This is a genomic window from Lactobacillus sp. WILCCON 0058 (genome assembly GCF_057198005.1).
In genome coordinates this window covers 1094162-1104279 of record NZ_JBUBHM010000001.1, presented here as the reverse complement: position 1 = coordinate 1104279, position 10118 = coordinate 1094162, and the positions used below count along the sequence as shown (strand labels likewise).

Genomic DNA, 10118 nt, shown 5'->3' with positions numbered 1-10118 from the left:
TCCATCAAAATGATAGATACAGCTTGGGTAGCATTTATAGAACTGTTTGAATTAACTTATTAGATGTGGCTTGTTAGATGTGGCTTGCCCCACTAGCCGCGTCAACGTGGGTCTCTTGAACGACTGCCTTCTTTGCTTCATCTGACGTCAATCTAGCGGCATATTGACCAGCCAGGCGGCCAAAGGTGTGCGCGTGACTGGCAGCCAGGCCTGGAACCCGGTCATTGTAGCTGCCCCAGAAGAAGCCACCGGCATCGTTACCTGCCGCGTACAGGCCAGGAATCGGGTCATGGTTTTCATCCAAGACTTCCATCTTGGTATTGATTCTGAGCCCGTCAAAAGTACAGAGGATGCGGCCACCCAGGATGCAGCCGTAGTAAGGCTTCTTCTTGATTGGCGTAATCCGGTAAGCCTCCTTGCCAAATTCCTTGTCTTGGTGGTCAATCACGGCTTGGTTGTTGTTAGCAACAGCTTCTTTCAGCTTGTCAGCTGGCAGATTTAATTTCTCAGCTAATTCTTCCAAAGTATCAGCCTTTACGACCAGACCATCCTTGACATGTTGTTCAGTGTCAGCGATAAAAGCTTCCTTATCCTTCATATAGCCTGGGAAACCGTAGCGGGCGCAGCCTAGCATGTGGACTTTTTCCAGAGTTTCAGCGTAATCATCGTCCCAAATCATGGCGTACAGGTAACCAGGTTCCTTAGCGGCGGCGTTGACGATGAATTGATAAGGAACAGATTCGTTAGCGAAGCGTTCACCGCGCAGGTTAACCTTAAGGAATGGGTATGAACCGATCCAGAGCCAGTGGTCGTAAGTGGCGGTTTGGTAGTACATGTCTTCAGTCTTTTTGCCAACTGGAACCAGGCCGCGGTCAAAAATCGTTTCAGCTGGTTCTTCATCGCGGATGGCACCGACATTCAAGGCAGTCGTGATCCCGGCCCCGTTGGAGCGCGGTGAGTCGTTGTAGACGTTCTTCTTCAAGGCCAGAGGATTCCATGCTTTAAGCAGGTCGGTGTTAGCGGAATATCCGCCAGTAGTTAAAATTACCCCTTTTTCAGCCAGAATCTGGTAGTACTCATTTTTGACAAGATCCTTGACCAAAGCCCCGGTTACGCGACCGTCTTCCTTGAGCAGCTTGACCAGGCTGGTTTCAAAGCGCAGGTCGACTCCGTGCTCTTTTTGGTACTGCAGGAACCAGTCACCATATGAGGTAAAGGTTTGGTCGTCAAAAGTCGGATCGTTTTCTGTCGGGAAAGCTTGGTAGGCCTTATTGGTCACCATCGCGTCGGCTTCAGCTCTGAGGTGGGCACCGTGTGGCTTCAAGATCTTATCTTCCAGCCAGTCCAGGGTTGCCCCGCTGTTGTCTGCCCAAGTTTCCAAGAGGCGCTGGTCCACGTTGTGCTGGGCAAAAGCTGCCAGGCTTTCTACCAGTTCCTGCTTGTCGATCGTCACGCCGGCGGCTTTTTGCGCCCGGGAGCCGATGCTGGCCAAACCGACCCGCATGAGGTTGATGGTCTTTTCTTTTTCAATCAGGATGGGTTGTGCTCCAGCTTCTCTGGCAGCCGCAGCAGCTTCCATGCCCGCGTTGCCTGCGCCCACAACCAGGACGTCAGTTTTGACCGTATATGCAACAGATGCATTAACGTCTAATTGATCAACATTGTCATAGATCTTAGTCATTATTTTTCTCCTTTTTATCAAGTGTACCGCTTTCAACTATTAATTTATCATGCAATAATTGAGTTGAGAAATATCGAGTTGGTATCAGTTATACCGGAAATGCATAAGGAGACAAAGATGGACTTAAGGCAGCTGGAAGTTTTTATCAATTTGGCGGAGAGCTTGAACTACTCAAAGACCGCAGAAAACCTACACCTCTCTCAACCGGCTGTTAGCCGGATCATTCAGCGGATAGAAAACGAAGTTGGCGTCACGCTTTTTTACCGCAACCACCGGGAAGTCCAGCTGACCAAAAACGGAAAATTGTTTTATGAGGACAGTAAGAGCCTGGTCAACAGCTACAACAAGGCCCTGCAGCGGACGAGAAATTCTTTTAACCGCGAGCAGAGCAACTTGACTATCGGGATCACGGATACCCCGCTGGAACAGGCAATTCTGCCGGGGATGATCAAGGCTTTTCACCGGGAATGCCCAGACTGCAAGATCTTTCTGGAAGGATTTGATCATAACCTGCTAAAGCACCACTTGCTCAACCACGACAGTGATGTGATTTTTACGACTCACGACGATATCGCTGATCAGGTTGAGGTGAACTACTACCAGCTTTTTAGTGGACACTTTGTGGCACTCGTACCTGCAGACCATCATTTAAGTGACAGAGAGGAACTTAACCTTGATGATTTGTCAGGAGAAAAGATATTACTGATGGACAACAACTGGTGTCCGCCAGAGCAGCTCAAGCTGCAAGAGACGATTCGGAAAAATGTTGATGACCTGGACATAAGCTACGTTAACGACGTTGAGATCGTCAGCCTGATGGTCAAGGCTGGCTTAGGGATCACCGTGATGCCAAGTTTTGTGGCGATTGAAAAAGCCGATGAGATCAAGGCGGTAAAGTTGAACTTCCCTGCCCCGTTGGACTATGGCCTGGTTTGCCGGAAAGATGAAGCAGATCCCCTAGTCCTCGCCTTCTGCCAAGTGATGCAGGAGCAGGCGGAAGGGATGTAATTTTGCTTGGGAGCAGTGTAAGTTGGGGGATGTAGCAAAGATAAATTCCGGAAAGGATTATAAAGGGCTACAACCAGGCAAAATACCAGTTTATGGCACAGGTGGTTATATGTTGAGTGTTAATGACAAATTATCTGATGTTGATGCAATTGGTATAGGCCGCAAAGGGACGATTGACAAGCCGTATTATTTAAATGCGCCTTTTTGGACTGTTGATACACTGTTTTATGTAACATCTCGTGGAACCGTTGATATTAGCTTTATGTTTCCTCTATTCAAAAATATTAATTGGAAAAGATATGACGAATCAACCGGGGTACCAAGCCTTTCAAAAAATACCATTGAAAAGATAAGAGTTAGCTTCCCTCAAAATAATGAGCAAGTTAAGATTGGTGATCTCTTTCAAAAGATAACTCTAACCATCACTTTACATGAGGAAAAGAAACGCCAACTTGAGCGTCTTAAAAGCGTTTTATTACAGAAGATGTTCGCTGATAAGAGTGGGTATCCCGCTGTTCGGTTTAGAAGATATAATACTGCTTGGAAACAAACAGAGTTGGGTAATCTAATGGATGTTGGCTCAGTAAAAAGAATACATCAATCGGATTGGCAAAACTCGGGAGTTAGATTCTTAAGAGCACGCGATATTGTTGCAGAGTTTAAACACGAAAAAATTGATAAGAGACTTTATATAGATAAAAAAACCTATATTAAATATTCTATGCTCTCCGGAAAGGTTCATAGGGGAGACCTTCTTGTTACTGGAGTTGGAACTATTGGTATCCCAATGCTAATAAAAAATGAAATCCCTATATATTTTAAAGATGGTAATATAATTTGGTTTAAGAATAACAATACAATAAATGGCTATTTCTTATATTATTCTTTTTCCTCGAAAAATATACGAAACTTTATCAAAGCATCTGCGGGTACGGGGACTGTCGTGACATACACTATTGAAAGCGGAAAGAAAACCCCTATAATACTGCCATCTAATCAAGTGGAACAAAGAGAAATTGGATTGTGCATTCATCAGCTAGATTACTTGATTAGTCTCTATCAGAAAAAATAAACAGATTGAATTCAATCAAGCAATCTCTACTGCAAAACATGTTCATCTAATCTAAAATCTCCCTAGCAAGATATTTGCTAAGGAGTTTTTTATGCGTAGGAAACAAATTTTACTACATGATTATTTTGCCCAATGGATTGAGGTATACAAGGATGGAGCAGTTCGAGAAAGGACTCTAGATAAGTACTGGCTATCTCATCGCCATTTACAAGAAATTGCGCCTAATCTAAAATTAATCGATACTACAAGACTTGAATATCAGCAAATCTTAAATACTTTTGCTCAAACTCATGAGAAAGCAACAGTAATGGATTTTCACCATCAACTGAAGGCTATGTTGCTGGATGCGTATGACGAAGGCTATATTCAGAGAGATCCAACAAGAAAAATCGTGGTTAAAGGAAAGGAGCCTTCCGAAAAGAAGGCAAAGTATTTGAATGAATTCGAATTGAAGTTGTTACTTCGTCACTTAGATCTGTCAACTTTTCCAAATTTTGATTGGATGATCCTTTTGATTGCTAAAACAGGCTTGCGATTTAGCGAAGCTTTAGGGCTCACTAAAGAAGACATAGATTTAGAGCAGCAAACGATCAACGTAGATAAGACATGGGATTACAAGAGCTATACGGGGAGTTTCAAGCCGACGAAGAATTCGTCATCCGTTAGAAAAGTTCCCATCGATTGGAAGCTTGCTATGCAGCTGAACCAAGTTATTCAAGATTTTCCTAATGGTGAGCCAATATTTGCCCAAAAACGTGTCTTTAATTCAACTGTTAACAATTTACTGAAGAAGCACTGTGAGGAGTTAAATATCCCCGTTATCTCTGTACACGGGCTGCGCCACACCCATGCTTCCTTACTATTGTTTGCTGGGGTTTCCATTGCAAGTGTTGCAAAGCGTTTAGGGCATGCAGATATGACGACAACACAGCAAACTTACCTGCACATTATTCAAGAACTTGAGAACAAAGATAATACCAAAATTATGCAGCACTTGGCTGCGCTGTAAGGAAAAGGATAGCGGCTTGGTGTCGCTATCCTTTTAAATTATATGAACATTTTTTGGAGAAGTGAATTTTTAAGTGTTTTTAGATTATTTAACTTATTCTGATGCATAGTGATCAGTTTATTAAGACATTCAAGTAAGCGCCCAATGTGTTCTTGCTCTGAAATAGAAGGAATGCGCATAGATTCATTTAGAAAATCCTTTGCTACAAGGTTTGTCATCATTGTAGAAGCTTTTGTTACTCGTACCATAATTGGCCCCATGACATATTCACAATTTATATAATATTTCATGAATTGCAAGTCGTGTTTATCGATTGGCCTAAAGACATCAAAAACATGTGATACAATCCCATCTCCTATTGTATTTTCAACAAATCTTCCATGTGAAAATCTACTACTTTTATTTCCTTCAAATGCAATATCTCCAATTTTAAAAACGTTATATGTTTTTAAGTATTCTATACTCCTTATTGATGCATTTTTGTTGTAGTGCATATTTGCAACGGAAATAATGTCTTGTACACCATATTTAGTGTTCTTTTCATTTGACTTCGCATATACTTCTTTAAATTTTTTCAGTTGCCACTCACCACTAAATTCTCTAAACCTAACAGACGGATATCCATTCTCATCAGCGAATATCTTCTGCAGTAAAGCGCTTTTAAGACGCTCAAGTTGGCGTTTCTTTTCCTCATGTAAAGTGATAGTTTGATCTAAATATGAGAGTACGTTCCCAACCTCAATTTGCTCATGCTTCTTAGGGGAATGCATTACCGCATTATTTATTTCTGATGAATTAATGCTCTCAAATGTTGAGCCGGTGCTATATTTGGTCCAATAACCTATTGCTTTCATCCGTTTGAGTAGCTGAAAAATAAATTCATTGCCTTGGATGGCAGCTACTCCACGACCGATAACTACATCATAGACTGTTTTCCCTACATCACCTACAGGAGCTCTAACGGTTAAGATCAAATCGCCTTTGTTTGCAGTTTTTGTTATCTCTGTAGTCCAAATTCTAGGATATACCTGCCCATCCTTCATATCAGCATTTCCTTGAACAAGAATGTGATCCTTTGGATTATCTGTGTAATTATTAGAGTTTGGAGATTGACCCATCGTAATCACACACACATCCCCCAACTTACACTGCTCCCATTAAATAACTGACTACGCGTGGTGCTAGTTGAAATATAGTTTCAATTTCTTAACAAAAAAGGTCCAACATTGTAGACTCTAGTTGGAAAAAAGAAAGGAGTCCTTACAATGTTGAACCAACTACAGATTAAACGTTATAGTCACCGTTTGCAAGTGGAATTTCGAACTTTGTCGAAAATCTGCAAGAAACTTTATTACAAGTACGCTCCATCTCGGTTAACTCACCGTCGCAATGCCAGTCTGGTAAAGGTTCCAGACTACGAAATTATTGCATTACTTGTCTGGCAAGCTGAGGAAGGTATATCTTCTCAGCGCAGATTTGCTCGCTGTTGGGGACTTTGTGGGCTCTCCAGATCTCGTTTCAATCGCAGAGCTAGAGCGCTTCTTGGCATCACTGTTCAGATCGTCAACGAACTAAACTCAAGAGTCGATCTGTCTGATCAGTACATGATCATTGACAGTCTACCCATGCCTTTGTGTCAGCCAATCAGAAACCGCAGAGCTAAAGTGTTTGAAGGAATTGCCAACATTGGCTATAACTCAACCAAACAGTTTTACTATTACGGCTTTAAAGGCCACTTTGCCGTAGCTCAAGACGGTTATGTTCTTGGCTATGTAATCACACAAGCATCAATACACGATGCAAAAGAAGCAGAAGAGCTGATTCTCACTACCCATCCCGAAGGGCACTTTATTTTAGGCGATGAAGGCTATATAGGCAAGCAGCTGCACGATACTCTCAAGATAAACGGCTATATACTGTGGACACCTTACCGGAAAAATATGAAAGGTGCTAAGCAGCATAACAAAAGAGAGCTAATGGCAATTCGCCGAACGATCGAGAGTGTGTTCTCTGTACTAAAGTACTACGGAATTGAAAATATTCTTGCAAGAAGTACAGACGGTTTCCAACAAACCGTCGAGATAATCGTACTAACTTACAATATCAGCTACATCCTACAGAGATATGGACTCAACTTCTTCAACTAGCACCACGCGTAACTGACTAAATTTAGAATGAGTGACTTGTGGAAATCTGATATAATCTAAGAGGCAAGTTTTAAGGGCGGTGACTATCTGAATCCTGGAGGTGGTTCCATGGAGAATTATTGTAAAGGTAAGGTAGTCATGAGCGTATACGAAGCGCTGAGCTTGATGCTCACTTTTGGAATGTTCGTTATTGCTTTGTTGACTTATGTTGATAAGCATGGCAAGTAAAAAAGTCGTCCCTCTTAACTTTGCACAGTTAGGGACGACTAATTTGTTCTAATACTGTCACCGCCTTTGAAGCGGGCCATCTATGAGAGAGTCTTGCGCCAACAAGACTCTCTTTTCTTTTACTATTATAGCATATTTGGCTCAGATAAACATTTTTTGGAGTAAAGATTGTTTTATCATTTTCAGCAAATATAGTGCTCTATCATGTACATTAATGACTGAATCTAGTTTTGAGAGCAATTGACCAATTTTTTTCTGCTCATCTAAGGTGGGAAGTACTTCTTTTATCTCAGAAAATTTATCATAGTAGAAATATGATCGAACGCTACCCTCTTGAAGACGATATATCCACCGGTCAAAATTGTTGCTTTTAATCCAATACCACATATACTTTGAATCAAATCCCTCACGTAGTGTAAATACTTCGTATAGTGAACTGACGAGAATATCCTTATCGCCATTATAATATCCAATTGATCCAACGTTAATTCTTGCTGGATTATATGCAAATGAATTTGGCTTAACAATTATTGAATTTGTTTTATCCGCATTTAATGCATACCCACCATTTTCGAATTGCAGTTCTTGAGGAACGAATCCATTTGAATTAGATACAGAGAAGCTTTTTAATATTCGTCCTTGCTTATTTCGGATTTTATATTTTTTGGTTATCTCTCCAAATTTTGCTTGCTCCCATTCGTCACTAAATCCTTCAAACCGAATAGCGGGATACTCGCTCTTATTAGCGAACATCTTCTGCAATAAAGCGCTTTTAAGGTGCTCAAGTTGGCGTTTCTTTTCCTCATGTAAAGTGATGGTGCGATCTAGCTTTTGAAAGGCTAAAGCAAGTTTGTGTTGTTCTTCTAGCGTTGGCACCTTAATTGGCATAGACATGAATGTAGAATCTTTGATCGCAAATCTATCTGCTCTTGCGCCAGTATCACCATTTTGATACATAAATCTATGCCAAGTTGTAGTTTGGAATAGTGTTTCTAAGAAAGACTCATCAATATCGTGCACCGTAAAAACTAAGTATAACGGCGACATTATGCCGGTCTCATGCAATTTATTTCGATTTATTGGACCAAACTTTGCTTGATTAGAAATACGCGGATTATATACAAAATAATTCTTTCTAACTACATAGTAGCCTGAAATATTGCTTGAATTAGCAATATCTTTATCAAAAAAATCGCGTTGTTTAACGATGCCATATTCAGCAGAATTAGTTAAAACCGTGGAGTATTTGTTGTCCGTGTTCTTCTCATACGATTTTTTTGAAATATCGGATAACTTACACTGCTCCCAATCGTCAGTAAAGCCTTTAAACCGCAGTTTAGGAGCCTTTTTTTCGTCTTTCATTAGTGAATTTCCTCCTCAAAATCTTCGATGATGCTCTGCAATCCTGCCATGATATCATCGTCACTTGAAGTCAATTCCTTAAGCATCCCTACCAATTCTTTCTCGTTTTCATTGATCTGTTGGTCAATATCCCGCAACTCCTTAGCCACGTCTCGCAGATCAATTTCTGGTTCTGGCTCAAAAGTGTCAACGTAACGAGGAATGTTCAAGTTGAAGTCATTTTCTTTGATCTCATCAAAACTTGCTAAGTGAGCATACTTCTCAACATCTGCAGGCCGTTCTTCATAGGTCTTCAAGATCTTATCAATGTCTTCTTGCCGCAGCTTGTTCTGAGTCTTAACTTTCTCAAACTCCTTAGATGCGTCAATAAACAGCACGCTCCGATCCTGCTTGTCCTTCTTAAGAACGACAATAGTGGTCGGGATGCCAGTTGAGTAGAACAAGTTTGCGGGCAAACCGATTACTGCATCGATTGCGCCCTCTTCAAGCAACTTTTGCCGGATCTTTCCTTCCGCCGCACCACGGAAAAGAATCCCGTGCGGCAGAACAATAGCCATTGCCCCGCTATGCTTCAAGTGGTAGAAGCCGTGAAGCAAGAAAGCATAGTCAGCCTTTGACTTTGGCGGCAAAACACCATACTTAGAGAACCGTGGGTCATCCAAGAAGCCCTTGTCCGCGCTCCATTTAAGTGAATATGGCGGGTTCATGACAACTGAATCGAAATTGGTAGTTTCTTCAGCTGGCCAATCCTCGTCTAACGTATCCCCGTTTCTCAACTTCTGGTTTGCTAAATCAACGTGGTGCAGGATCATGTTCATTCTAGCCAAGTTAAAGGTTGACGTGTTGATTTCCTGCCCGTAGTAAGTAATTCTTGATGAGTTTGGAACGTACTTTCTAAAGTTCAGCAGCAATGAACCTGACCCCATTGCCGGGTCGTAAACGCTCATCCCGGAAGAGTAATCCTTACCTACCAAAGTCAAACGTGCCAAAAGTTCTGACACTTCTTGCGGAGTATAGAATTCGCCGGCCTTCTTACCTGATTCTGAAGCAAATTGACTGATCAAGTATTCGTAAGCATCTCCCAAGGTATCACCAGGTGTCTTAACCAGTTCTAATTTGCCGATCGCCTTAATCACTCCGGCAATTGTATCTGTCTGCTTTTGCAAGTTTTGTCCCAGCCGCTTTGAATACAGGTCATAGTCGTCAAACAAGCCTTCAAAACTGCTGCCTTGACTTTCCAGCTTGTTAAAGGCATCCCCTAACTGATTGAGTTGGAAGCTGCCATCGTTGGCATTATCTAAGATCTTGGTGTATGTGTACTCCGGTTCGATCAAATATCCAAGCTCGTCTTTAACCTCTTCTAGGAGGTCTTCTTCTTCAAGATTTTCCTCATAGATTTTCTGGGCTTCGTCTAAAGTAACATCGTCTTCACCAGCATCTTCTGCGAGCTTGTACAGTTGCTGGTCGGAAAGATATTTATAGAAAACAGTCCCCAAAAGATAGTTCTTATACTCATTGGCATCCATCTTTGAACGCAAGACGTCTGCAGCCGCAAATAAACCACTCTGCAAGCTAACTGTTGAATTTTCTTCTGCCATATTCTTCTTCCTT

Annotated in this window: 9 protein-coding genes and 1 pseudogene; 6 read left to right on the top strand and 4 right to left on the bottom strand. The window is 41.6% G+C overall.

Annotated elements, in window-relative coordinates; genetic code table 11:
• Positions 1–73 precede the first annotated feature (73 nt).
• Complete coding sequence (locus ACYVUU_RS05270; RefSeq protein ID WP_484500176.1) at positions 74–1681, bottom strand: FAD-dependent oxidoreductase; 1608 nt, start codon at positions 1679–1681, stop codon at positions 74–76.
• A 117-nt stretch (positions 1682–1798) separates the two neighbouring features.
• Here ACYVUU_RS05270 and ACYVUU_RS05265 point away from each other — a divergent pair, with 117 nt between their 5' ends.
• The 4 genes and pseudogenes from ACYVUU_RS05265 to ACYVUU_RS05250 all read left to right on the top strand — a co-directional run bounded on the left by ACYVUU_RS05265 (position 1799) and on the right by ACYVUU_RS05250 (position 4770).
• Positions 1799–2689 carry a LysR family transcriptional regulator gene (locus ACYVUU_RS05265; RefSeq protein ID WP_484500175.1) on the top strand — a complete coding sequence of 297 codons (891 nt, stop codon included), beginning with the start codon at positions 1799–1801 and terminating at the stop codon, positions 2687–2689.
• A gap of 19 nt (positions 2690–2708) precedes the next feature.
• A pseudogene (locus tag ACYVUU_RS05260) lies at positions 2709–3137 on the top strand (restriction endonuclease subunit S); the annotation flags it as partial.
• A 36-nt stretch (positions 3138–3173) separates the two neighbouring features.
• Complete coding sequence (locus ACYVUU_RS05255; protein ID WP_484500886.1) at positions 3174–3761, top strand: restriction endonuclease subunit S; 588 nt, start codon at positions 3174–3176, stop codon at positions 3759–3761.
• Positions 3762–3852: 91 nt separating this feature from the next.
• Entirely contained in the window at positions 3853–4770 is a 918-nt protein-coding gene (locus tag ACYVUU_RS05250) for a tyrosine-type recombinase/integrase (protein WP_484500174.1), read from the top strand.
• Positions 4771–4808: 38 nt separating this feature from the next.
• Here the strand turns inward: ACYVUU_RS05250 and ACYVUU_RS05245 are convergent, their stop codons facing one another.
• Positions 4809–5888: a restriction endonuclease subunit S gene (locus ACYVUU_RS05245; protein WP_484500885.1), complete on the bottom strand. Its 1080-nt coding sequence runs from the start codon at positions 5886–5888 to the stop codon at positions 4809–4811.
• Positions 5889–6038: 150 nt separating this feature from the next.
• Here ACYVUU_RS05245 and ACYVUU_RS05240 point away from each other — a divergent pair, with 150 nt between their 5' ends.
• Together ACYVUU_RS05240 and ACYVUU_RS05235 are read left to right on the top strand one after the other, a co-directional pair.
• Positions 6039–6917, top strand: coding sequence for an IS982 family transposase (locus tag ACYVUU_RS05240; protein WP_484499368.1), 879 nt, complete (start codon positions 6039–6041; stop codon positions 6915–6917).
• Positions 6918–7025: 108 nt separating this feature from the next.
• Positions 7026–7145: a putative holin-like toxin gene (locus tag ACYVUU_RS05235; RefSeq protein ID WP_231523588.1), complete on the top strand. Its 120-nt coding sequence runs from the start codon at positions 7026–7028 to the stop codon at positions 7143–7145.
• Between the two features lie 141 nt (positions 7146–7286).
• Here ACYVUU_RS05235 and ACYVUU_RS05230 read toward each other — a convergent pair whose 3' ends face one another.
• Positions 7287–8507 (bottom strand): restriction endonuclease subunit S, encoded by a 1221-nt coding sequence (locus ACYVUU_RS05230; protein ID WP_484500173.1) that lies wholly within the window; start codon positions 8505–8507, stop codon positions 7287–7289.
• Positions 8507–10105: a type I restriction-modification system subunit M gene (locus ACYVUU_RS05225; RefSeq protein ID WP_484500172.1), complete on the bottom strand. Its 1599-nt coding sequence runs from the start codon at positions 10103–10105 to the stop codon at positions 8507–8509. Before ACYVUU_RS05225 ends, ACYVUU_RS05230 begins: the two co-directional genes overlap by 1 nt.
• Between the last annotated feature and the right edge of the window lie 13 nt (positions 10106–10118).

What these genes read in the sequence shown, in the direction of transcription:
- ACYVUU_RS05270 (WP_484500176.1), bottom strand. Translation starts at nt 1,681, where the DNA reads ATGACTAAGATCTATGACAATGTTGATCAATTAGACGTTAATGCATCT.
- ACYVUU_RS05265 (WP_484500175.1), top strand. Translation starts at nt 1,799, where the DNA reads ATGGACTTAAGGCAGCTGGAAGTTTTTATCAATTTGGCGGAGAGCTTG.
- ACYVUU_RS05255 (WP_484500886.1), top strand. Translation starts at nt 3,174, where the DNA reads ATGTTCGCTGATAAGAGTGGGTATCCCGCTGTTCGGTTTAGAAGATAT.
- ACYVUU_RS05250 (WP_484500174.1), top strand. Translation starts at nt 3,853, where the DNA reads ATGCGTAGGAAACAAATTTTACTACATGATTATTTTGCCCAATGGATT.
- ACYVUU_RS05245 (WP_484500885.1), bottom strand. Translation starts at nt 5,888, where the DNA reads ATGGGTCAATCTCCAAACTCTAATAATTACACAGATAATCCAAAGGAT.
- ACYVUU_RS05235 (WP_231523588.1), top strand. Translation starts at nt 7,026, where the DNA reads ATGGAGAATTATTGTAAAGGTAAGGTAGTCATGAGCGTATACGAAGCG.
- ACYVUU_RS05230 (WP_484500173.1), bottom strand. Translation starts at nt 8,507, where the DNA reads ATGAAAGACGAAAAAAAGGCTCCTAAACTGCGGTTTAAAGGCTTTACT.
- ACYVUU_RS05225 (WP_484500172.1), bottom strand. Translation starts at nt 10,105, where the DNA reads ATGGCAGAAGAAAATTCAACAGTTAGCTTGCAGAGTGGTTTATTTGCG.